Annotated in this window: 17 protein-coding genes; 9 read left to right on the top strand and 8 right to left on the bottom strand. The window is 60.9% G+C overall.

Going from position 1 to position 22490, the window contains the following annotated elements; translation table 11 throughout:
- Positions 1-2: 2 nt before the first annotated feature.
- Complete coding sequence (locus tag CPH89_RS19145) at positions 3-1253, bottom strand: lipoprotein-releasing ABC transporter permease subunit (RefSeq protein ID WP_053255053.1); 1251 nt, start codon at positions 1251-1253, stop codon at positions 3-5.
- Between the two features lie 94 nt (positions 1254-1347).
- Here CPH89_RS19145 and CPH89_RS19140 point away from each other — a divergent pair, with 94 nt between their 5' ends.
- Positions 1348-1932 carry a PilZ domain-containing protein gene (locus CPH89_RS19140; protein WP_053255052.1) on the top strand — a complete coding sequence of 195 codons (585 nt, stop codon included), beginning with the start codon at positions 1348-1350 and terminating at the stop codon, positions 1930-1932.
- A 44-nt stretch (positions 1933-1976) separates the two neighbouring features.
- Positions 1977-2699, top strand: a complete 723-nt coding sequence (locus CPH89_RS19135) for a glycerophosphodiester phosphodiesterase (RefSeq protein ID WP_053255051.1) — start codon at positions 1977-1979, stop codon at positions 2697-2699.
- Positions 2700-2741: 42 nt separating this feature from the next.
- Here the strand turns inward: CPH89_RS19135 and sthA are convergent, their stop codons facing one another.
- Positions 2742-4136, bottom strand: coding sequence for a Si-specific NAD(P)(+) transhydrogenase (gene sthA / locus CPH89_RS19130; protein ID WP_012722857.1), 1395 nt, complete (start codon positions 4134-4136; stop codon positions 2742-2744).
- 234 nt (positions 4137-4370) lie between these two features.
- On the opposite strand from sthA, the gene CPH89_RS19125 reads away from it, so the two are divergent.
- Both CPH89_RS19125 and tcuC read left to right on the top strand, forming a co-directional pair.
- Positions 4371-4913: a chalcone isomerase family protein gene (locus CPH89_RS19125; protein WP_053255050.1), complete on the top strand. Its 543-nt coding sequence runs from the start codon at positions 4371-4373 to the stop codon at positions 4911-4913.
- 288 nt (positions 4914-5201) lie between these two features.
- The gene (gene tcuC / locus CPH89_RS19120; protein WP_053255049.1) at positions 5202-6500 is read left to right on the top strand and encodes an MFS transporter; all 1299 of its coding nucleotides are present in this window, start codon (positions 5202-5204) and stop codon (positions 6498-6500) included.
- Between the two features lie 169 nt (positions 6501-6669).
- On the opposite strand, the gene CPH89_RS19115 is transcribed toward tcuC, so the two are convergent.
- Complete coding sequence (locus tag CPH89_RS19115; protein ID WP_053255048.1) at positions 6670-8133, bottom strand: glyceraldehyde-3-phosphate dehydrogenase; 1464 nt, start codon at positions 8131-8133, stop codon at positions 6670-6672.
- A gap of 340 nt (positions 8134-8473) precedes the next feature.
- Between CPH89_RS19115 and mfd the strand changes: the two genes are divergently transcribed.
- Genes mfd through CPH89_RS19100 form a run of 3 tightly spaced genes read left to right on the top strand, consistent with a single transcriptional unit; the run spans position 8474 to position 15204 of the window.
- Complete coding sequence (gene mfd / locus CPH89_RS19110) at positions 8474-11923, top strand: transcription-repair coupling factor (protein ID WP_053255047.1); 3450 nt, start codon at positions 8474-8476, stop codon at positions 11921-11923.
- A gap of 11 nt (positions 11924-11934) precedes the next feature.
- Entirely contained in the window at positions 11935-12504 is a 570-nt protein-coding gene (locus CPH89_RS19105; RefSeq protein WP_053255046.1) for a CsiV family protein, read from the top strand.
- A gap of 9 nt (positions 12505-12513) precedes the next feature.
- Positions 12514-15204 carry a DEAD/DEAH box helicase gene (locus CPH89_RS19100; RefSeq protein ID WP_053255045.1) on the top strand — a complete coding sequence of 897 codons (2691 nt, stop codon included), beginning with the start codon at positions 12514-12516 and terminating at the stop codon, positions 15202-15204.
- 112 nt (positions 15205-15316) lie between these two features.
- Here CPH89_RS19100 and nagZ read toward each other — a convergent pair whose 3' ends face one another.
- Together nagZ and CPH89_RS19090 are read right to left on the bottom strand one after the other, a co-directional pair.
- Positions 15317-16327, bottom strand: coding sequence for a beta-N-acetylhexosaminidase (nagZ, locus tag CPH89_RS19095; RefSeq protein ID WP_053255044.1), 1011 nt, complete (start codon positions 16325-16327; stop codon positions 15317-15319).
- Positions 16328-16480: 153 nt separating this feature from the next.
- On the bottom strand, positions 16481-17188 hold the full coding sequence (locus CPH89_RS19090) for a TetR/AcrR family transcriptional regulator (RefSeq protein WP_053255043.1): 708 nt from the start codon (positions 17186-17188) through the stop codon (positions 16481-16483).
- 263 nt (positions 17189-17451) lie between these two features.
- Between CPH89_RS19090 and lexA the strand changes: the two genes are divergently transcribed.
- Together lexA and sulA are read left to right on the top strand one after the other, a co-directional pair.
- Positions 17452-18060 carry a transcriptional repressor LexA gene (gene lexA, locus CPH89_RS19085; RefSeq protein WP_017137423.1) on the top strand — a complete coding sequence of 203 codons (609 nt, stop codon included), beginning with the start codon at positions 17452-17454 and terminating at the stop codon, positions 18058-18060.
- A 10-nt stretch (positions 18061-18070) separates the two neighbouring features.
- Positions 18071-18544 (top strand): SOS-induced cell division inhibitor SulA, encoded by a 474-nt coding sequence (gene sulA / locus CPH89_RS19080; protein WP_053255042.1) that lies wholly within the window; start codon positions 18071-18073, stop codon positions 18542-18544.
- A 79-nt stretch (positions 18545-18623) separates the two neighbouring features.
- On the opposite strand, the gene CPH89_RS19075 is transcribed toward sulA, so the two are convergent.
- From CPH89_RS19075 to topA, 3 genes are all read right to left on the bottom strand, one after another.
- Positions 18624-18857, bottom strand: coding sequence for a hypothetical protein (locus CPH89_RS19075; protein WP_053255041.1), 234 nt, complete (start codon positions 18855-18857; stop codon positions 18624-18626).
- 249 nt (positions 18858-19106) lie between these two features.
- Positions 19107-19628 (bottom strand): DUF6586 family protein, encoded by a 522-nt coding sequence (locus CPH89_RS19070; RefSeq protein WP_053255040.1) that lies wholly within the window; start codon positions 19626-19628, stop codon positions 19107-19109.
- 126 nt (positions 19629-19754) lie between these two features.
- Complete coding sequence (gene topA, locus CPH89_RS19065; protein ID WP_053255039.1) at positions 19755-22376, bottom strand: type I DNA topoisomerase; 2622 nt, start codon at positions 22374-22376, stop codon at positions 19755-19757.
- Positions 22377-22490 lie beyond the last annotated feature (114 nt).

Here is a 22490-nt window from a genome sequence, read left to right as displayed (position 1 = left end):
ATTCACTCATAACGTAAGGCCTGTGCTGGCTGGGTACGTGCCGCGCGCCAGGCTGGATACAGGGTGGCAAGGAAACTCAATACCAACGCGGCGCCGCCCACCATCAACACGTCCTGGGCCTGAACCTGGGACGGCAAGTAGTCGATGAAGTAGACGTCAGCGTTGAGAAACTTGTGGCCGATGACTTTTTCCAGCGCGGCGATGGCGGCGCTGACGTTCAGCGCGGCCAAAATGCCGACGGCGGTGCCGATCAAGGTGCCGACCACGCCGATCACGGTGCCCTGCACCATGAAAATCGCCATGATCTGCCCCGGCGTGGCGCCAAGGGTACGCAGGATGGCGATATCGCCCTTCTTGTCGTTCACCACCATCACCAGGGTGGAGATGATGTTGAACGCGGCCACGGCGACGATCAGCAGCAACAACAGGCCGATCATGGCTTTTTCCATGCGGATGGCCTGGTACAGGTTGCCGTGGGTACGGGTCCAGTCACGGGCGTAGTACTTGGATTCACCCAGGTGCTGGGCGATTTCCCAGGCGCCGCGCGGTGCGTCGAACAGGTCGTTGAACTTGAGGCGCAGGCCCTGCACCTGGTCCGGCTGCCAGCGATGCAGGCGTGCCAGGTCGGTGAGGTTGGTCAGGCCGAGGTAGCCGTCGATCTCGCCGGCGCCGACGTGGAAGGTGCCGACCACGGTAAAGCGCTTCATGCGCGGGAACATGCCCGCCGGGGTCACGGTGACTTCCGGCGCGACAAAGGTCAGCTTGTCGCCGATGCCCACGCCGAGCTTGGCCGCGGCCTTGTCGCCGATCACGATGCCGAAGCTGCCGGGGGCCAGGTCGTCGAGTTTGCCCTGCAACATGAACTTGTCGATGATCGACACGTTTCGTTCCTGGGCCGGGTCGATGCCATTGAGCAGGATTTTCTGCACCTTGCCGTCGTTGGTCAGCAGCCCCTGCATCTGGGTGAATGGCGCAACGGCCACCACCTTGGGGTTCTGCTTGACCTTGTCGGCCAGGCTTGGCCAGTCGCTGATGGGTTCATCGGACTCGATGGTCGCGTGGGGCACCATGCCCAGCACGCGGGTGCGCATCTCATGGTCGAAGCCGTTCATCACCGACAGCACCACGATCATCACGACCACGCCCAAGGCGAGCCCGATCATCGAGGTGAGGGAAATGAACGACACAAAATGATTGCGGCGCTTTGCACGGGTATAACGCGTGCCAATAAATACGAAGAGAGGTCTGAACATGTCGGGGCTTGTTCGGAGGAAAAGAAGACGTCCCGGTGGCGGGGTCAGGTAAGCAGCTTTACACTCAGACCATTACCGCTACTTTGGGTTCGCCATGTCGACATTAGATGAAGAAGAACGCCGCGAATACTACCGTATCGACGACATGATCGCACTTCAAATCAGCACACTGTCTGCCCCGGAAGCGGCGAGCAAGGAAGTGTTGCTGGATGATTCTCCGCTGTTCAACCTGCTCAGCGAACTGCACCTCAGCGAATTCGAAGCCCAGCACCTGTTGCGCCAGATCAACGAGAAAGATCGCAGCCTGGCAGCCTTCCTCAAAGTCCAGAACAAACGCGTGGATCTGCTCAGCCAGATCATGGCCCGTGGCCTCCTCGATGAGGTGGGCGCGCCGCAGCCGGTGGTCATTTCCGAGGGCGGCATTGACTTCAAGCACCCCACTCCCCTGGCACTCGGTGCTCACCTGGCCGTCAAGCTGGTGCTGATGCCCCAGGCGCTCGGCTTGCTGCTGCGCGCCCGCGTCACCCATTGCGACCCCGAGGGGGACGCATTTGACGTGGGCACTGAGTTCGAATCCATGACCGACGCCCAGCGCCAGTTGCTGGCACGCTATATCTTGCAGAAACAAGCCCAGGAACGACGCCTGGCACGGGAACAGAGCGACGCCCAAGACACCTGAATTCGTATTCACCCCGCCAGACAACCTGGCGCAAAGGAGCAACTGTGACCCTGATTTACGGCCACCGCGGTGCCAAAGGCGAAGCACCGGAAAACACCCTGACCAGCTTCCAGGAGTGCCTCAAGCACGGTGTACGCCGCTGCGAACTGGATTTGCACCTGTCCATGGACGGCGAGCTGATGGTGATCCACGACCCGACCCTCAAGCGCACGGCCGACCGGCGCGGCAAAGTCGTCGAGTATTCGGCAGCCGACCTTGTGAAGATCGACGCGCGCAAAGGCGGCCCAGGCTGGGTCAGCCCGTGCCCGATCCCGCGCCTGGAAGAACTGTTCGAAAAGTGCGACTTCGATCACTGGCAACTGGAAGTCAAAAGCGCCTCACGCACCCGCGCCGCGACCACGGTGCTGGCCATTCGCGAGATGGCCGTGCGTTTCGGCCTGATGGACAAGGTCACGGTGACCTCAAGCTCGCGGGAAGTGCTCAAAGCCGCCGTCGAACTCACCCCGGACCTGTCACGCGGGCTGGTCGCCGAATACGCCTGGCTCGACCCGTTGAAGGTCGCGCAAAACTACGGCTGTGAGTTTCTGGCGTTGAACTGGACGTTGTGCACCCCCGAGCGGCTGGAAAAAGCCCAGCGCCAGGGTTTGCATGTGTCCGTGTGGACCGTCAACGAACCTGCGCTGATGCGCAGGCTCGCCGACTTCGGCGTAGATAGCCTGATTACAGACTTTCCCGGTTTGGCCACTGCCACCCTCGATAATTACTGAAATCGGTCTCCCCGGCCGGCTCAGGCCACCGGCCGGAGCCGCTCAAAAAAGCCGGTTGAGGCCGTCGTAGGCCGCTACCCGATAGGCTTCGGCCATGGTCGGGTAGTTGAACGTGGTGTTCACAAAGTACTTGAGGGTATTTTGCTCACCCGGCTGGCTCATGATCGCCTGACCGATGTGCACGATCTCCGAAGCCTGGTAGCCGAAGCAATGCACGCCGAGGACTTCCAGGGTTTCGCGGTGGAACAGGATCTTCAGCATGCCTTGCGGCTCACCGGCGATCTGCGCACGCGCCATGCTCTTGAAGAACGCCTTGCCCACTTCGTAAGGCACCTTGGCCTTGGTCAGTTCGTGTTCGTTCTTGCCGATCGAGCTGATCTCGGGAATCGTGTAGATCCCGGTCGGCACGTCGTTCACATAACGCCAGCTGCCGTTGTCGACAATGCTGCCGGCCGCCGAACGGCCCTGGTCATGCGCGGCACTGGCCAGGCTTGGCCAGCCGATCACGTCACCGGCGCCATAGATGTTGGTCACGCAGGTGCGGTAGTTCTCGTCCACTTCGATCTGGCCACGGCTGTTGACCTTGACCCCGATGTTTTCCATGCCCAGCTTGTCGGTGTTGCCGGTACGGCCGTTGCACCACAGCAAGGCGTCGGCCTTGATCTTTTTGCCGGACTTGAGGTGCAGGATCACCCCGTTGTCCAGGCCTTCGACCCGCTCGTACTCTTCGTTGTGGCGCACGGTGATGTTGTTGTTGCTGAAGTGGTAGCTCAACGCCTGGGAAATTTCCGAGTCGAGGAAGCTCAGCAACTGATCACGGTTATCGACCAGCTCGACCAGCACCCCCAGGCCGCTGAAGATCGAGGCGTATTCACAGCCGATCACGCCGGCGCCGTAGATGATCAGTTTGCGCGGGGTGTGGCCCAGGCTCAGGATGGTGTCGCTATCGTAGATACGCGGGTGGTGGAAATCGATATCGGCCGGGCGATACGGGCGCGAACCGGTGGCGATGATGATGTGCTTGGCCACCAGCTTCTCGACCACGCCATTGGCGCAGACCACTTCAACGGTCTGCTCATCGGCGAAACTGCCGGTGCCGAAGAACAGGTCGACACGGTTACGGGCGTAGTAGCCGGTGCGCGACGCGACTTGTTTGGAGATGACTTTCTCGGCGCTTTTCAACACGTCCGGGAACGAGAACCAACGCGGCTCACCAATGGCCCGGAACATCGGATTGGTGTTGAACTGCATGATCTGGCGCACCGAGTGACGCAAGGCCTTGGACGGGATGGTACCCAGGTGGGTGCAGTTACCGCCGACCTGGCGACGGCTATCGACCATCGCCACCTTGCGCCCAGCTTTGGCGGCGTTCATCGCCGCACCTTCTCCAGCCGGGCCGGAACCCAGTACCACCACGTCGTAGTTGTAGACAGCCATGCGTACTCCTCAGAACAGGCCAGGCGTACGGTTGGACGCCTGGCTAAATCATGCCGCGGCCAGCGGGCATGAAGGACAATTTGGCTCAAGTGTGTGAGCCGGGGCACAGTCTATATAAGGCTCAACGCCGCGAACATTAACCCTTGGTCGCGTCGTAGGCCAGTCTTGCCTTTACTACAGAACACGGAATTTGGAATTAGACTACTGACACTCACTTTCGCGGGACGAACCATTATGCGGTATGTCGTTTTCTGTTTAATGATGATTTTTTCGCTTGCAGTGCAGGCCAGTGAGGCGGATCGGCTCAAGCAAGCCGATTTCCCCAGGCAATCGCATGCGCTGGTCCTGAAAAACCAGGCAGTGCTGGTCTATCTGTGGGCCGATGTCTACGCGGCCGCGTTGTACGCCCCAGCCAACCTCGGCGCCAAACAGGCCCTCGACCAACAGCAGGACCTGCGCCTGGTGCTGTACTACTTTCGCGACATCGACCGCAACGATGTGATCAAGGCCGCCCTCACCACCCTCAAGCGCCAGCAAAGCAGCACCACCCTCGCCCGCTTGAAGCCCGAACTGGATCAACTGCACGCCAGCTTTCGCAACATCCGCAGCGGTGATCGTTACGCCCTGGATTTTCGCCCTGGCCGTGGGTTGAACCTGGAGATCAACGAGCAGGTGGTGTTCAGCAGTCGCGATGATGAGCTGGCAAAAGCCTATCTGGGCATTTGGCTGGCACCGAAAGGCCTGTCGGACAGCCTGCGCAACAGCCTCCTCAACTGAACGCAACCCTCGAAAACAACGCAAAACCAATGTGGGAGCTGGCTTGCCTGCGATGGCGGTGGGTCGGCAACTCATTTGCTACCTGACACACCGCTATCGCAGGCAAGCCAGCTCCCACAGGGGTTTCCCACATTGACCTCTATTCGCCCTCGGCTCTTGCGGCAAATCGTCAGCTTGCTATCAGTTTTTATTGCCTGTAATGGCCAATACACATATTGTTACAAAACTACAGCAGGGACGAATGATGACCAGGGATCACTAATAAGACAGCCAAAATGAGTGCATGACATGTCCACCACCACGGGCAAAGGCAAAGCGATTTTTCGCGTTGTCAGCGGCAACTTCCTTGAGATGTTCGACTTCATGGTCTATGGCTTCTATGCCACAGCCATTGCCAAAACCTTCTTTCCCAGCGACAGCGCGTTTGCCTCGTTGATGCTGTCCCTGGCGACCTTCGGCGCCGGGTTCCTGATGCGGCCACTGGGCGCAATCTTCCTCGGTGCCTACATCGATCGCCACGGCCGCAAGAAAGGCCTGGTGATCACCTTGGCCTTGATGGCCGCCGGCACCATCCTCATCGCCTGCGTGCCCGGCTATGCCACCCTGGGTGTGGCCGCGCCGCTGATCGTGCTGTTCGGTCGACTGCTTCAGGGTTTCTCTGCCGGCGTCGAGCTGGGCGGTGTGTCGGTGTACCTGGCAGAAATCGCCACACCCGGCCGCAAGGGCTTTTTCGTCAGTTGGCAGTCCGCCAGCCAGCAAGCCGCTGTGGTGTTCGCCGGCTTGCTGGGTGTGGGCCTCAACCACTGGCTCAGCCCGGAAGAGATGGGTGATTGGGGCTGGCGCGTGCCGTTCCTGATCGGCTGCCTGATCGTGCCGGTGATTTTCGTGATTCGCCGCTCGCTGGAAGAAACCCCTGAGTTCCAGGCGCGTAAACACCGCCCTACCCTGCAGGAAATCGTTCGTTCGATCGGTCAGAACTTTGGCATCGTCATCGCGGGTATGGCCCTGGTGGTAATGACCACCGTGTCGTTCTACCTGATCACCGCCTACACCCCGACCTTCGGCAAGGCCGAATTGCACCTCTCGGATTTCGATGCGCTGCTGGTGACGGTATGCGTGGGCATTTCCAACTTCATCTGGCTGCCGGTGATGGGCGCGGTGTCGGACAAGATCGGGCGCAAACCGCTGCTGCTGGGTGCGACGATTCTGGCGATCCTCACGGCTTACCCGGCGCTGTCCTGGCTGGTGGCCAACCCGAGCTTCAACCACTTGCTGATTGTGTTGTTGTGGTTGTCGTTCCTGTACGGCTCGTACAACGGTGCGATGGTGGTGGCGCTGACCGAGATCATGCCGGTGGAAGTGCGTACCACCGGCTTCTCCCTGGCCTACAGCCTGGCGACCGCAACGTTCGGCGGGTTTACGCCGGCGGCCTGCACCTACCTGATCCATGTGCTGGATAACAAGGCGGCGCCGGGGATCTGGCTCAGTGGGGCGGCGGTGCTGGGGTTGATTGCGACGTTGATCCTGTTCAAGGGCAATCGGCATGAGCTGCGCACGGCGCAGGCCTCAGTGGTTGGCGGCGCCTGATGGGTCGCCTTCGCGAGCAAGCCCGCTCCCACACTTAAGCGCGTATAGCCTGAAGAAACGCGGGGGAATGTGGGAGCGGGCTTGCTCACGAAGAGGCCCTTCCAACCACTACAAAACCCGCAGGCACAAAAAAGCCCCGAACCAGTCGGGGCTTTTTCATTGCAAAGGCTTAGCGTGGGAACGCAGGCGGGTTAACCCCGGCCATGTCTTCCATCACACGAACCACCTGGCAGCTGTAGCCGAACTCGTTGTCGTACCAGACGTACAGTACAACGCGGTTGTCCTGGGTGATGGTCGCTTCAGCGTCCACCACACCGGCGTGGCGCGAGCCAACGAAGTCGGTGGAAACCACTTCCTGCGAATTAACGAAGTCGATCTGCTTATGCAGGTCGGAGTGCAGCGCCATGTAGCGCAGGTACTCGTTCATTTCTTCGCGGGTGGCGGCTTTCTCAAGGTTCAGGTTGAGAATGGCCATCGACACGTTTGGCGTCGGAACGCGGATCGCGTTACCGGTCAGCTTGCCGGCCAGCTCAGGCAGGGCCTTGGCAGCAGCGGTGGCAGCACCGGTCTCGGTGATCACCATGTTCAGCGCGGCGCTACGGCCACGGCGATCGCCTTTGTGGAAGTTGTCGATCAGGTTCTGGTCGTTGGTGTACGAGTGAACCGTTTCAACGTGACCGTTAACGATACCGAACTTGTCATTCACGGCCTTCAACACCGGCACGATGGCGTTGGTGGTGCAGGACGCAGCGGACACGATCTTGTCGTCGGCGGTGATTTCACCGTGGTTGATGCCGTGAACGATGTTCTTCAGCTTGCCTTTGCCAGGCGCCGTCAGCACCACGCGATCGATACCCGGGCAAGCCAGGTGCTGGCCCAGGCCTTCGGCGTCACGCCATACGCCGGTGTTGTCCACCAGCAGAGCGTCCTTGATGCCGTACTGGGTGTAATCCACCTCGGACGGGTTCTTCGCGTAGATCACCTGGATCAGGTTACCGTTGGCGGTGATGGTGTTGTTTTCTTCGTCGATGACGATGGTGCCGTTGAACGGACCGTGTACCGAGTCGCGACGCAGCAGGCTGGCGCGCTTGGTCAGGTCGTTCTCGGCGCCTTTACGCACCACGATGGCACGCAGGCGCAGGCCGTCGCCGCCACCGGTTTTTTCGATCAGGATGCGCGCCAGCAGGCGGCCGATACGGCCGAAGCCGTACAGCACGACGTCGGTGCCTTTGCGAGCAGTCGCGTTTTGCTGGCCAACCACATCGGCCATTTCTTCACGCACGAACTGCTCGGCGCTGCGGCCAGCACCTTCTTTGCGGAATTTGTAAGCCAACTTGCCCAGGTCTACCGAGGCCGCGCCGAGCTTGAGCTCGCTCATGGCTTTAAGCAGAGGGAATGTTTCGTGGACGGAGAGTTCGCTGTCGTCGGCAGAACGATGGCGAGCAAAGCGATGGGCTTTGAGAATCGCGATGACTGACTGGTTGATCAGGCTGCGGCCATAGATCGAGCTCACCACATTGTTATTGCGGTACAGCTGACCGATAAGCGGAATCATCGCTTCAGCGAGTGCTTCACGGTCGATCCATTCACCAAGACACTGGTCGGGCTTCTGAGTCACGGGAACCTTCCACATGTAGGGGCAGAAAAAAGGGGCTACATTATGCCGCCCGACCGGCCTCGGAGCAATGCGCGTCAGGCAACAAAAAGTGCTTGCGAAAAAATCACACCCCGCTGCAGCCCAGTAAATACGCGGGTTCCAGAAGGCCGCTGATTGAGCGCCAACCCCGACTTGTCCGTAACCCTCCGAAACATCCGCATAAAATGGCACTACATATTGAGTCAAAACCCGCCTTTGTTTGTCTTAGCCACTACATTTCCTACAAACCGTAATAGGCTCAGTCAGCAACTGACAGGCGGCACCTCGGGCCGTTACAATTACCGACTTTGTCGCAACGCTTGGAGCTCAACCTTCCGTGCCCGTTCTGCGTCTACCGCTTCTCCCTGCCGCGGCAGGTAAACAGCACTGGGGCAACCTGCCCGGTGCCGCCCTGAGCCTGGCCATTGCCGAGGCTGCCAGCGCAGCCAAGCGCTTTACCCTGCTGCTCACCGCCGACAGCCAAAGCGCCGAGCGGCTGGAGCAGGAGCTGAGCTTCTTCGCCCCCGATTTGCCGGTGCTGCACTTTCCCGACTGGGAAACCCTGCCCTACGATCTGTTCTCGCCGCACCAGGACATCATCTCCCAGCGCATCGCCAGCCTGTACCGCTTGCCGGAACTGGCCCACGGCGTGCTGGTAGTGCCGATCACCACGGCCCTGCATCGCCTGGCACCGACCAAGTTCCTGCTCGGCAGCAGCCTGGTGCTGGATGTCGGCCAGAAGCTCGATGTGGAGCAGATGCGCACGCGCCTTGAGGCCAGCGGCTACCGCTGTGTCGACACGGTGTACGAACACGGCGAGTTCGCCGTGCGCGGCGCGTTGATCGACCTGTTCCCGATGGGCAGCAAGTTGCCGTACCGCATCGACTTGTTCGATGACGAAATCGAAACCTTGCGCACCTTCGACCCGGACAACCAACGCTCCATTGATAAAGTCGACTCGATCAAGTTGCTGCCGGCGCGGGAATTCCCGCTGCAAAAAGACGCGGTCACGCGCTTCAAGGCACGCTTTCGTGAACGCTTCGACGTCGACTTCCGCCGCTGCCCGATTTTCCAGGACTTGAGCAGCGGGATTACACCGGCCGGTATCGAGTACTACCTGCCGCTGTTCTTTGACGAAACCTCCACCCTGTTCGACTACCTGCCCCAGGACACCCAGGTGTTCTCGCTGCCGGGCATCGAGCAGGCCGCAGAAAACTTCTGGAACGACGTGCGCAATCGCTATGAAGAGCGCCGCGTCGATCCGTCGCGTCCTTTGTTGCCGCCCGCCGAGCTGTTCCTGCCGGTGGAAGATTGCTTCGCCCGCCTGAAAAACTGGCCGCGCGTGGTTGCCAGTCAACAAGACGTGGACGCCGGCAGCGGCCGCGAACGCTTCCCGGCCGGAACCCTGCCGGACCTGGCGATCCAGGCCAAAGCCACACAGCCGCTGGAGGCGCTGTCCAACTTCATCGGTGACTTCCCCGGCCGCGTGCTGTTTACCGCCGAATCCGCCGGCCGCCGCGAAGTGCTGCTGGAATTGCTCGAACGCCTGAAGCTGCGCCCGAAAACCGTCGACAGCTGGCCGGATTTTGTCGCGAGCAAAGAACGCCTGGCGATCACCATCGCGCCGCTGGATGAAGGTTTGTTGCTGGACGACCCGGCCCTGGCGCTGATCGCCGAAAGCCCACTGTTCGGCCAACGCGTGATGCAGCGCCGCCGGCGTGAAAAACGCGCGGACGCCAACAACGACGCGGTCATCAAAAACCTGACCGAGCTGCGCGAAGGTGCGCCGGTGGTGCATATCGACCACGGCGTGGGCCGCTACCTGGGCCTGCAGACCCTGGAGATCGACAACCAGGCCGCCGAATTCCTCACCATGGAATACGCCGAAGGCGCCAAGCTCTATGTGCCGGTGGCCAGCCTGCACCTGATCGCCCGCTACACCGGCAGCGACGATGCCCTGGCGCCGTTGCACCGCCTGGGCTCCGAGACCTGGCAGAAAGCCAAGCGCAAAGCCGCCGAACAAGTGCGCGATGTGGCCGCCGAATTGCTCGACATCTATGCCCGCCGTGCGGCCCGCGAAGGTTACGCCTTCGCCGACCCGAAAGCCGACTACGCCACCTTCAGCGCCGGCTTTGCCTTCGAAGAAACCCCGGACCAGCAAACCACCATCGAAGCGGTGCGCGCCGACATGCTCGCGCCCAAGCCGATGGACCGCCTGGTGTGTGGCGACGTGGGCTTCGGCAAGACCGAAGTGGCCATGCGCGCCGCCTTTATTGCCGTACACGGCGGTAAGCAGGTGGCGATTCTGGTGCCGACCACCCTGCTCGCCCAACAGCACTACAACAGCTTCCGCGACCGCTTTGCCGACTGGCCGGTGACGGTGGAAGTGATGAGCCGCTTCAAGTCCGCCAAGGAAGTGAACGCGGCTATCGCCGATTTGGCGGAAGGCAAGATCGACATCGTGATCGGCACGCACAAGCTGCTGTCGGACGACGTGAAGATCAAGAACCTGGGCCTGGTGATCATCGACGAAGAACACCGGTTTGGTGTGCGCCAGAAAGAACAGCTCAAAGCCCTGCGCAGTGAAGTCGACATCCTTACGCTCACCGCCACGCCGATTCCGCGCACGCTGAACATGGCCGTGTCGGGCATGCGTGACCTGTCGATCATTGCTACGCCGCCGGCACGCCGCTTGTCGGTGCGCACGTTCGTGATGGAGCAGAACAAAAGCACGGTCAAGGAAGCGCTGCTGCGAGAGCTGTTGCGCGGCGGCCAGGTGTATTACCTGCACAACGACGTGAAGACCATCGAGAAGTGCGCCGCCGACCTCGCCGAGCTGGTGCCGGAAGCCCGCATCGCCATCGGCCACGGGCAGATGCGCGAACGCGAACTCGAACAGGTGATGAGCGACTTCTACCACAAGCGCTTCAACGTACTGATCGCCTCGACCATCATCGAGACCGGCATCGACGTGCCGAGTGCCAACACCATCATCATCGAGCGCGCCGACAAGTTCGGACTGGCGCAGCTGCATCAACTGCGCGGCCGCGTCGGGCGTAGCCACCACCAAGCGTATGCCTACTTGCTGACGCCACCGCGCCAGCAAATTACCGGCGACGCCGAAAAGCGTTTGGAAGCCATCGCCAACACCCAGGACCTCGGCGCCGGGTTTGTACTGGCCACCAACGACCTGGAAATTCGTGGTGCCGGCGAACTGTTGGGCGACGGCCAGAGCGGGCAGATCCAGGCCGTGGGCTTCACCCTGTATATGGAGATGCTCGAACGCGCGGTGAAAGCGATTCGCAAGGGCGAGCAACCGAACCTCGATCAACCCTTGGGCGGCGGCCCGGAAATCAACCTGCGCTTGCCGGCATTGATTCCGGAAGACTACCTGCCGGACGTACACGCGCGGCTGATCCTGTACAAGCGCATCGCCTCGGCCACTGACGAAGAAGGCCTCAAGGACCTGCAAGTGGAGATGATCGACCGCTTTGGACTGTTGCCCGAGCCGACCAAGAACCTGGTACGCCTGACCCTGCTCAAATTGCAGGCCGAGCAACTTGGAATCAAGAAGGTCGATGCCGGGCCACAAGGCGGGCGCATCGAGTTCGAAGCGCAAACGCCGGTGGACCCGCTGGTGCTGATCAAGCTGATTCAGGGCCAGCCCAACCGCTACAAGTTCGAAGGGGCTACGCTGTTCAAGTTCATGGTGCCGATGGAACGTGCAGAAGAACGCTTTAATACATTAGAGGCGCTGTTTGAGCGCCTCATCCCGAAATCTGCTTGAAGGACGCCCCAATGCGCCTGTTCCGCATTTTGAGCTTGTTGTTGGTGGTCGTTGCCCCTTCGGCGTTTGCCGACAGCCCGTACCTGGTGGAAATGATCCTGGTCCGCCAGAACGCCGAGCCGGCTATCAACAGCCGCGCGGCGCCGGAAAACTGGGACGCCGGCGCTGCTCGCCTGCCGGCGGACAACATCAGCCCGCCGCGGCTGAGCAACATCGTCGACAAACTCCGTGCCGACAGTCACTACACCGTGCTGCTCCATCGGGCCTGGGACCAGAACCTGGGCGAACAACCGGTGAAACTGGCCATCAGCGATGGCCAGGAGCAGTTCGGCCAGTTTCCCATCGAGGGCACGCTGAACCTGCAACTGGGGCGTTTTACCGACATCGACGCCGACTTCTGGATCAACCAGTTCGACGCCAACGGGAGTGTCATCGCCAGCGAACACCTGAGCCAGCAAGACGTGCGCACCAAAAACAACCAGCTCAACTACCTCGACGGCGGCCACCTCGCCCTGCTGATCAAGATCACTTCGCTGACCGCCAAACCACCCAGCGCACCACCGCCCGACATTCAGGACTGATCCAGCGCCATGCCCCTGACGTCGTCGTTGACCAAACCCCTGGCCCCTTCGTGGGCCAATCGCTTTAAAGAGCAAAGCCTTGAGCGCGGGCGGCGCTACGCCCTGGAGAACCGCGTGCGCATCGTCGAGTCCGGCGACAGCACCATCGTGGCCAGTTGCGAAGGCTCGGGCGGCAACGTTTATCGGCAGACCATTTCGCTGCGCGAATCGGCCAAAGGCACGTTGATCCTGGTGGACAGCCGCTGCACGTGCCCGGTGCACACCAACTGCAAACACATCGCGGCGGTGTTGCTCAAGGTCCAGGAAACCCTGGCCTACCCGGCGGCGGCGCAGGATGCCGAGCTGCTGGAAAAGCTCCAGGCCGTGCTGGATAACCGCGTGGTGTTGCCGCAAGTGGTGATGGAAGAGGTGCGCCCCGTGCCGCGCCTGTGGCTGGCCAGTGTTGAGTTCAGCGCGTTTGAACCGCGCAACGGCAAGATGCAGCGCTATATCCAGCACCGCGCCGCGTTGTCGTTCAATTACCTGGGTAACTATGTCAGCGGGCAGAAGAACGCCGATATCGTCGTGCGCCAGGACACCCAAAGCCTGCGCATCAAACGCCACCCGGAGCTGGAGCAGCCGTATCGCGAGCAACTGCGCGTGCTGGGTTTCAAGATCGCCACGCGCCAGAGCAAGGCGTTGCCGGAGAGTGCCGGTGAATTGTTTGAGATGGTCAACGACAGCGCCTGGCTGAACTTTACCCTTAACGCGTCGCCCGCCCTGCGCGCCGAGGGTTGGGAACTGCAGATCGACGAGGATTTCGGCTTCGACCTCAGCGCCGTCGACGACTGGTACGCGACGGTCGACGAGGGCCCGGAGCGTGACTGGTTCGACCTGGAACTGGGCATCATCGTCAATGGTGAGCGGCTGAGCCTGTTGCCGATCCTGCTCAACCTGATGCGCTCCCACACCGAGATCCTCAACCCGGAAAAACTCGCGCGGCGCCGCGACGACGAACTGATCCTGGTGAATATTCCCGGCCTGCCCAACGGCCACGGCCCGCTGCAAGTGGCACTGCCCTACGGCCGATTGAAACCGGTGCTGGCCACCCTCGGCGAGTTTTACCTGCAAGAACCCGGCAACACCACGCTGCGCCTGGCCAAGGCCGATGCGATTCGCCTCAACCCGCTGGAAGACCTGCCGTTGCAATGGGAGGGCGGCGAGAAGATCCGCAATTTCGCCCAGCGCCTGCGCGACATCAAGGATTTCAGCTGTGTGGCGCCCGAGGGGTTGAACGCGACCTTACGCCCCTACCAGCTGGAAGGCTTGAGCTGGATGCAGTCGCTGCGCCAACTTGAGGTGGGCGGGATTCTCGCGGACGACATGGGCCTGGGTAAAACCCTGCAGACCCTGGCGCATATTCTTACCGAGAAAGCCGCCGGGCGCCTCGACCGGCCGTGCATGGTGGTGATGCCCACCAGCCTGATCCCGAACTGGCTCGACGAAGCGGCGCACTTCACGCCGCAGCTCAAGGTACTGGCACTCTATGGCGCGACGCGCAAAAAGCACTTCGCCAACCTGCAGGACTATGACCTGCTGCTGACCACGTATGCCTTGCTGCCCAAGGACATCGAACCGCTCGCCGCCCTGCCCTTGCACATACTGATCCTCGATGAAGCCCAGTACATCAAGAACCCCACGAGCAAGGCCGCGCAGGCGGCGCGCGAACTGAATGCGCGCCAGCGCCTGTGCCTGAGTGGCACACCGCTGGAAAACCACCTGGGCGAGCTGTGGTCGCTGTTTCACTTCCTGCTGCCGGGCTGGCTGGGTGACGTCAAAAGCTTCAACCGCGATTACCGCGTGCCGATCGAAAAACGCGCCAGTGACGTGCGCTTGCAGCACCTCAACGGTCGGATAAAACCCTTCCTGCTGCGCCGTACCAAGGAACAGGTGGCAACGGAGTTGCCGCCCAAGACCGAGATCATCCATTGGGTTGACCTCAATGAGGCCCAGCGCGATGTGTACGAGACCATGCGCCTGGCCATGGATAAAAAAGTCCGCGATGAAATCACCCGTAAAGGCGTCGCGCGCAGCCAGATCATCATTCTTGAAGCGCTGCTCAAGCTGCGCCAGGTGTGCTGTGACCTGCGTCTGGTCAACGACGCCACCCTGCCCGCCCGAGGCAGCAGTTCGGGCAAGCTGGACAGCCTGATGGAAATGCTCGAAGAACTGTTTGCCGAAGGGCGCCGGATTCTGCTGTTCTCCCAGTTCACCTCGATGCTGAGCCTGATCGAGGCCGAACTGAAAAAGCGCGGCGTGGCCTACGCCCTGTTGACCGGCCAGACCCGCGACCGGCGCACGCCGGTGAAGGATTTCCAGAGCGGCAAGCTACAGATTTTTCTGATCAGCTTGAAGGCTGGCGGTGTGGGCTTGAACCTGACCGAAGCCGACACGGTCATTCACTACGACCCATGGTGGAACCCGGCCACGGAAAACCAGGCCACCGACCGCGCGTATCGCATCGGGCAGGAGAAGCCGGTGTTCGTCTACAAGATGATTGCCCGGGGCACGGTGGAGGAGAAAATCCAACACCTGCAGAAGGAAAAATCCGACCTGGCGGCAGGTGTGCTGGACGGACGCAAGACAGGCGATTGGCAGTTGGGCAACGAGGATATCGAGGCGTTGTTTGCGCCGTTGCCCCACAAGCAAGAGAAGCGCTGACTGACAGACCGCCTTCGCGAGCAAGCCCGCGCCCACATTTAATCGCGTACATCCTTTTGGAATGCGCTCGAATGCGGGCGCGGGCTTGCTCGCGAAGGACGCGCCACGGTTATCAGTCGATCAACTGAGCATCCCGCAACGCTGTGAGCGCCACCAACCAACGCGGGTCCTGCTTATAGTCCGTAGAGGCAATCGCCTGCCCACGCATCCGCGCGATGCGGGCAGATGGGGTGACCTTCATGCGTTGCGCAGCGGTCAGCGCCAGCTCGGCAGCCGCGCGGTCATTACACACCAGGCCCATATCACAGCCGGCCGTCAGCGCCGCCTCAATTCGACTGGCCGCATCACCGACCACGTGCGCCCCCGCCATAGACAGGTCGTCGCTGAAAATAACCCCATCGAACTGCAACTCGCCACGCAAAATATCCTGCAACCAGCGACGCGAGAAACCGGCAGGCTGGGCGTCAACCTGTGGGTAGATGACGTGGGCAGGCATCACGGCCGCCAACTGCGTGCTCAGGCGCGCGAAAGGCACCAGGTCATTTGCGCGAATCTGTTCCAGGCTGCGTTCATCATTGGGGATGGCGACGTGGGAATCGGCCTCAGCCCAACCGTGGCCCGGGAAGTGTTTGCCGGTGGCGGCCATGCCGGCACTGTTCATGCCACGAATGAAGGCGCCTGCCAGCACAGCGGCGCGCTCGGGGTCGCCTTCGAACGAACGCGTGCCGACTACGGCGCTGCGTTGGTAGTCCAGGTCCAGCACCGGGGCGAAGCTCAGGTCGAGGCCGACCGCCAGCACTTCAGTTGCCATGATCCAGCCGCACTGTTCAGCCAAGTACTCGGCATTCGGCTTATCCGCCAGTAGCCGCATGGCCGGCAGGCGCACAAAGCCCTGGCGCAGGCGCTGCACACGCCCGCCTTCCTGGTCGACAGCCAGCAGCAGGTCCGGGCGCACCGCTCGGATCGCCGCGCTCAGCTCGCGCACCTGGCGTGGGTGCTCGATATTGCGCGCAAAAATGATCAGCCCGCCCACTTCAGGCTGGCGCAACAGGTGGCGATCCTCGGCCGTCAGCCAAGTACCGGCCACATCGACCATTAACGAACCTTGCAGGACAGCAGTCATAAACCTTCCTTAAATAACGCACACAACCCGTTGCCCTCACGTGGCGCCGTTAATGACGGGCGCGCGGTGAAAACAACGGGTTGCGAGTACATAGCTGAAATCGGCATGGCGGCTAGCTTAGCGGATGCAAGCGGCCGCGCACACCCGGGCCGGTCACGCCTTGGCGACGGCCGGGGTCGATTTGCTGCGTGGGCGCAATTGCGCGGCCGCCATGGCCTGGTCGGTCACGCCGGTTTCGGCGCGCATGCCGGCCGCAAGGAACGGCACCATCAGGCGCATCACTTGCTCGATGGACGTGTTCACACCGAAGTCGGTCTCGGCAATCGCGCGCAACGCCTTGATCCCGGACATGCTGAACGCGGCAGCGCCGAGCATGAAGTGCACGCGCCAGAACAGCTCAATCGGCGGAATACGCGGGGCAGCTTCGTTAACCAGCAACATATAGCGGCGGAAAACCTTGCCGTACATGTCTTCCAGGTAACGCCGCAGGTGACCCTGGCTCTGGCTGAACGCCAGGCCCAACAGACGCATGAAGATCGACAGGTCGTTGCCGCTGCGTGGTTGAACCACCAGCGCCTGCTCGACGAGGATTTCCAGCAGGTCTTCCAGGCTTGGCTTGTTTTCAGGCTTGGTCTGGCGGCGCTCCAGCTCACGGTCGAGGCTGGCGCAGAACGGCCCCAGGAAGCGTGAGAACACGGCCTGGATCAGGGCTTTTTTCGAGCCGAAATGGTAATTCACTGCGGCAAGGTTGACCCCAGCCTTGCTGGTGATCAGCCGCAATGAAGTTTCAGCAAATCCTTTTTCCGCGAACAATTGCTCGGCAGCATCGAGAATGCGTTCAACGGTTTCCGACTGGGCCATGGCTACTCCGCCTGACAAACACTTGTTTGAAACATACGTTTCAGTGTGTGTCTTGTCAAGCCTGTGAGTCCGTTTTCCGGCCGGGCAGTCATCTAATTCGCCGCTATTTAATCACATCCTTTCCGGTCTGTAGGCAGCGCTGTCTGTGCCTTGTAAGAAGGATGACGAATGACCGTCCAGCGGAGTGCCAAAAAAGGATGATTGCCAAGCGCAGTTCACTGTATATAATCCCAGTCACTGTATAAAAAGACAGAGCGATCAACATGCTAAAACTGACGCCACGCCAAGCTGAGATTCTGGCTTTTATCAAGCGCTGCCTCGATGACAACGGCTACCCGCCGACACGAGCGGAAATTGCGCTGGAACTGGGGTTCAAATCCCCCAACGCTGCCGAAGAACACCTCAAGGCCCTCGCTCGCAAAGGCGCGATCGAGATGACCCCAGGGGCTTCTCGCGGCATTCGCATCCCCGGCTTCGAAGCCAAGGCCGACGAGTCGACGCTGCCGATCATCGGTCGCGTCGCCGCCGGTGCGCCGATCCTGGCGCAACAGCACGTCGAGGAATCCTGCAACATCAACCCGACCTTTTTCCATCCGCGTGCCGACTACCTGTTGCGTGTACACGGCATGAGCATGAAGGACGTGGGGATTTTCGACGGCGACCTGCTGGCCGTCCACACCACCCGCGAAGCCCGTAATGGCCAGATCGTCGTCGCGCGTATCGGCGATGAAGTCACCGTCAAACGCTTCAAGCGCGAAGGCAGCAAGGTCTGGCTGATGGCCGAGAACCCTGAGTTCGCCCCGATTGAAGTGAACCTGAAAGATCAGGACCTGGTGATCGAAGGCTTGAGCGTCGGCGTCATTCGCCGCTAAAGGAGGCACCATGCAGCTCGTGCACACCCCACAACACACACAACTGTCGCTGTTCGAGGCCTTTATGGCCCAACCCCTTGCGCCCATCCTCAAGGAAACGGTCGAGGCCCCATGGGGCTCCGAACCCGAGGCGTTCAGTGAGCTGTCGTTGCGCGGTGCTGCCGGGAGCTGCCTGAGCCTGCTGGCGCCGATCCTTCGCGAATTGAGCGAAGAGCAGGACGCGCGCTGGCTGACGCTGATCGCCCCGCCCGCCAGCCTGACCCAGGCCTGGTTGCGCGACGCCGGCCTCAACCGTGAGCGCATCCTGCTGCTGCAACCGCGCGGCGCGCAAAGTGCCCAGCAGTTGACGTGTGAAGCTTTGCGCCTGGGCCGCAGCCACACGGTGGTGAGCTGGCTGAACCCGCTCAACGCTACCGCCAGGCAGCAGTTGATCAGCGCCGCGCGTACGGGCGAGGCACAGAGCTTGAATATTCGATTGGGGTAATCAGGCTAGTTGCTTGCCTATCTGGCAGGAGTACTTCTGTCGCAATGGAGCTTGCCTTGGCAAGCCAGCTCACAAAAACTCAGTGAAGCACTCGCGGGCCGTCATCTTTCTCCGGTTCGCCTTCTGCCAGGCGACCTGCCATCTGCACACCCACGCTCAACATGGCTTTCGCTACTTCCACGTGCTGGCCTTGCAGGAACGCTTTTGCGTCCTCGGAAAAATCCAAAATAACCAGAGAACCCTCGTCCTCAGCCCGGCGCAGCTCAATTCGGCCGTCAGGCAATTCAACAATTTCCAGAAAGGACGTTGGCATAAAAGTCTGTTCTCCACGAAAGGCCGGGATTATATCAGTCATCCACCCCGCCCCGCAGAGGATCTCAACAGGTTTCTTTACGGCTTGATGAATGGTGCTTTTTGAACGCTGCGAGCCCCGTGCAGGATTTTCTGCCTGACTCGGTTCAAATGTGTGAGCGGGCTTGCTCGCGAATGCGGCGGGTCAGTAATGCCGCTTTCACGAGCAAGCCCGCTCCCACAGCGGTGAGTGCACCTCAGCGAAAACCCTTCAGCACTCGTTCAAGCCTTCACGAAACCTGAGCGCCATCTTCTTCAGCGCTTGGCGCCAGCTTTCCAGCTCCTCACGGCTCAGCGGCTTGGGCTCATCTTCTTCCAGCGCCAGTGCCACGATCAGCGGCTGTGTCACATCGCCTTTGGGCACATGGGGAACACGTGGCGGCTGGAACATATCGGCGTGCGCTTTGAGCAAGCGAGCTACCCAGCTGTCGGGGCTCTGGGCCATTTCTACCAATTCGGCCAGCTCAGGGATCGCCATGCTCGCCAGCACGTCGTGGTTCATGATCATTTCTGCACGCGGCGAACCGGCCTGGGGCAGACGGTAGAACCCGGCAATCTCATGACACAACCCCAGCAGCGCGCCGTACAGGTGGAACAACGCTGCTTCACGCCCGGCCTGGACGAGCGCGATGGCATTCATCTCCTTCCCTTCCTCGGCGCGGCCAAGGGCTTCCAGGGACAAACCCGCGAAGTAAATTTTCTGATTGGTACGGGTATAGAGTTCGTTGGCCATGACGGCAATCTCCACAACGAATAAGCGTGATGCTGGCTGAACAGTGTCACGGATCAGCCGAACGGACTGCAAGCGCAAAAAAAGGCCGCCTTTACAGGCGGCCTTTGTCATTCCAAGCGGAGTCGATCAAGCGCCCTGGCGCTTGTCCTCGACCTTCCACTTGCCACCGTCATAGAACGCTTTCCAGCCAGTAGGCTTACCGTCCACTTCGGTCTGCACGTACTGCTCCTTGGTTTTACGGCTGTAACGGATCACAGCCGGGCGACCGTCGGGGTCCTTCTTCGGCGCTTCACACAGGAAGTGGTACTTCGGATCAATCTCGTCCTTGTGTGGCACGATTTCCAGTACCAACGGCGCACGGGTCTCGCGGTTTTTCGGGAACTGGCTGGCAGCCAGGAACAAGCCCGATGCGCCGTCACGCAGGATGTAGGTGTCGTTGACCTTCTCGCACTTGAGTTCGGGCATCTTCACCGGGTCCATCTTCGGCGGCGCCGCGTCACCACTTTTCAGCAGTTTGCGGGTGTTCTTGCAAGTCGGGTTGGTGCAACCGAAGAACTTGCCGAAACGGCCGGTCTTGAGCTGCATCTCGCTGCCGCACTTGTCGCACTCCAGGCTCGGGCCTTCGTAGCCCTTGATGCGGTAGCTGCCTTCTTCGATTTCGTAGCCGTCGCAATCCGGGTTGTTACCGCAGATGTGCAACTTGTGCTTCTCGTCGAGCAGGTAGGCATCCATGGCTGTGCTGCAGATCGGGCAACGGTGCTTGCCACGCAGGACCAGCGACTCGGATTCACCCTCGTCGTCTGCGGCGATTTCGTCACCCGGCACCAGATTCACGGTGGCCTTGCAGCGCTCTTTCGGCGGCAGGCTGTAGCCCGAGCAACCGAGGAACACACCGGTGGACGCCGTACGAATCTGCATTGGGCGGCCACAGGTCAGGCACGGAATGTCCGTCATTACCGGCTGGTTGGCACGCATGCCGCTCTCAGGGCTTTCGGCCACTTCGAGTTTCTTTTTGAAGTCGCCGTAGAACTCGTCGAGCACGTTTTTCCAGTCGCGCTCGCCCTGGGCCACGTCATCGAGGTTCTCTTCCATGCCGGCGGTGAAGCCGTAGTCCATCAGGTTGGAGAAACTCTCGGACAGACGCTCAGTGACGATGTCGCCCATCTTTTCCGAGTAGAAACGACGGTTGTGCAGGGCCACGTAGCCACGGTCCTGGATGGTCGAGATGATCGCCGCATAGGTCGAAGGACGACCGATACCGCGTTTTTCCATCTCTTTCACCAGGCTGGCTTCGGAGTAACGTGCCGGCGGCTTGGTGAAGTGCTGGGACGGGTCGAGCTTGATCAGCTTGAGCGTATCGCCCTGGGCCATGTCAGGCAGCACATCATCGTCGCCTGGCTTGGCAATTTGCGGCATCACGCGGGTGTAGCCGTCGAACTTGAGGATACGGCCCTTGGCACGCAGCTCGAAGTCGCCTGCGCCCACGCTGACGGTAGTAGACAGGTATTGCGCCGGCAGCATCTGGCACGCCAGGAACTGACGCCAGATCAGCTCGTAGAGGCGCTCAGCGTCGCGCTCCATGCCACTCAGCTTGCTTGGCTCGGTGTTGGCGTCGGAAGGACGAATCGCTTCGTGAGCCTCCTGGGCGCCTTCTTTGCTGCTGTAGACGTTCGGCTTCTCCGGCAGGTATTTCTTGCCGAATTCGCTCTCAATATAAGTACGCGCCATGGCCACCGCGTCTTGCGACAGGTTGGTGGAGTCGGTACGCATATACGTGATGTAGCCGGCTTCGTACAAACGCTGGGCCATCATCATGGTTTTCTTCACACCGAAACCCAGGCGGTTGCTCGCGGCCTGTTGCAGGGTGGAGGTGATGAACGGCGCCGACGGCTTGCTGCTGGTCGGTTTGTCTTCACGCTTGACGATGCTGTAGCTGGAAGCCTTGAGCTTCTCCAGCGCGGCCATGGCCTGGGCTTCGTTCAGCGGCTTGAACGCCTCGCCTTTCTCGCGGGCCACTTCAAAGCGCACGTTGGCGCCCTTGGCGGTGCCGAGGTCAGCGTGCACTTCCCAGTACTCTTCAGGGTTGAACGCACGAATCTCACGTTCACGCTCCACCACCAGCTTGACCGCGACCGATTGCACACGGCCGGCGGACAGGCCACGGGCGATCTTGGCCCACAGCAATGGCGAGACCATGTAGCCCACGACGCGGTCGAGGAAACGACGGGCCTGCTGGGCGTTCACACGGTCAATGTCCAGTTCGCCCGGCTTGGAGAAGGCTTCCTGGATGGCTTTCTTGGTGATTTCGTTGAACACGACACGCTTGTAGCGGCTGTCGTCACCGCCGATGGCTTCCCGCAGGTGCCAGGCAATGGCTTCCCCTTCGCGGTCCAAGTCCGTCGCGAGATAGATGGTGTCAGCATCTTTGGCGAGCCGGCGCAGCTCTTCGATGACCTTTTCCTTGCCGGGAAGGATTTCGTACTTGGCCTTCCAGCCATGTTCCGGGTCCACCCCCATGCGTGAGACCAGCTGCTTGCGCGCTTTCTCTTTGGGGGTGAGCACCGGACCTTCGCCCGCAGCCGCCTTGCCGCGCTTGGCGGCCGGCTCCTTGCTGGCGCTAGCCGAACCGCTGGTGGGCAGGTCTCGGATATGGCCGATACTCGACTTCACCACGTACTCGTTACCCAAGTACTTGTTGATGGTCTTGGCCTTAGCCGGGGATTCCACAATGACCAGCGATTTGCCCATGGATCGGAAAATTCCTGAATTCGAGAAGTGAAAGGCAGTTGGCGCCTGTCGCGGCAACGCTATATATAGTGGCAACAAGGTGAGGTCAAGCGCAGCATTCTGCGCGGCCTGCCG

The organism is Pseudomonas fluorescens (assembly GCF_900215245.1).
Taxonomy (GTDB): Bacteria; Pseudomonadota; Gammaproteobacteria; order Pseudomonadales; family Pseudomonadaceae; genus Aquipseudomonas; species Aquipseudomonas fluorescens.
This window is presented reverse-complemented; position numbering and strand designations above follow the sequence as displayed.

What these genes read in the sequence shown, in the direction of transcription:
- CPH89_RS19115 (WP_053255048.1), bottom strand. Translation starts at nt 8,133, where the DNA reads ATGTGGAAGGTTCCCGTGACTCAGAAGCCCGACCAGTGTCTTGGTGAA.
- CPH89_RS19140 (WP_053255052.1), top strand. Translation starts at nt 1,348, where the DNA reads ATGTCGACATTAGATGAAGAAGAACGCCGCGAATACTACCGTATCGAC.
- CPH89_RS19075 (WP_053255041.1), bottom strand. Translation starts at nt 18,857, where the DNA reads ATGCCAACGTCCTTTCTGGAAATTGTTGAATTGCCTGACGGCCGAATT.
- lexA (WP_017137423.1), top strand. Translation starts at nt 17,452, where the DNA reads ATGCTAAAACTGACGCCACGCCAAGCTGAGATTCTGGCTTTTATCAAG.
- nagZ (WP_053255044.1), bottom strand. Translation starts at nt 16,327, where the DNA reads ATGACTGCTGTCCTGCAAGGTTCGTTAATGGTCGATGTGGCCGGTACT.
- CPH89_RS19100 (WP_053255045.1), top strand. Translation starts at nt 12,514, where the DNA reads ATGCCCCTGACGTCGTCGTTGACCAAACCCCTGGCCCCTTCGTGGGCC.
- topA (WP_053255039.1), bottom strand. Translation starts at nt 22,376, where the DNA reads ATGGGCAAATCGCTGGTCATTGTGGAATCCCCGGCTAAGGCCAAGACC.
- CPH89_RS19145 (WP_053255053.1), bottom strand. Translation starts at nt 1,253, where the DNA reads ATGTTCAGACCTCTCTTCGTATTTATTGGCACGCGTTATACCCGTGCA.
- tcuC (WP_053255049.1), top strand. Translation starts at nt 5,202, where the DNA reads ATGTCCACCACCACGGGCAAAGGCAAAGCGATTTTTCGCGTTGTCAGC.
- sulA (WP_053255042.1), top strand. Translation starts at nt 18,071, where the DNA reads ATGCAGCTCGTGCACACCCCACAACACACACAACTGTCGCTGTTCGAG.
- CPH89_RS19125 (WP_053255050.1), top strand. Translation starts at nt 4,371, where the DNA reads ATGCGGTATGTCGTTTTCTGTTTAATGATGATTTTTTCGCTTGCAGTG.
- sthA (WP_012722857.1), bottom strand. Translation starts at nt 4,136, where the DNA reads ATGGCTGTCTACAACTACGACGTGGTGGTACTGGGTTCCGGCCCGGCT.
- CPH89_RS19090 (WP_053255043.1), bottom strand. Translation starts at nt 17,188, where the DNA reads ATGGCCCAGTCGGAAACCGTTGAACGCATTCTCGATGCTGCCGAGCAA.
- CPH89_RS19105 (WP_053255046.1), top strand. Translation starts at nt 11,935, where the DNA reads ATGCGCCTGTTCCGCATTTTGAGCTTGTTGTTGGTGGTCGTTGCCCCT.
- CPH89_RS19070 (WP_053255040.1), bottom strand. Translation starts at nt 19,628, where the DNA reads ATGGCCAACGAACTCTATACCCGTACCAATCAGAAAATTTACTTCGCG.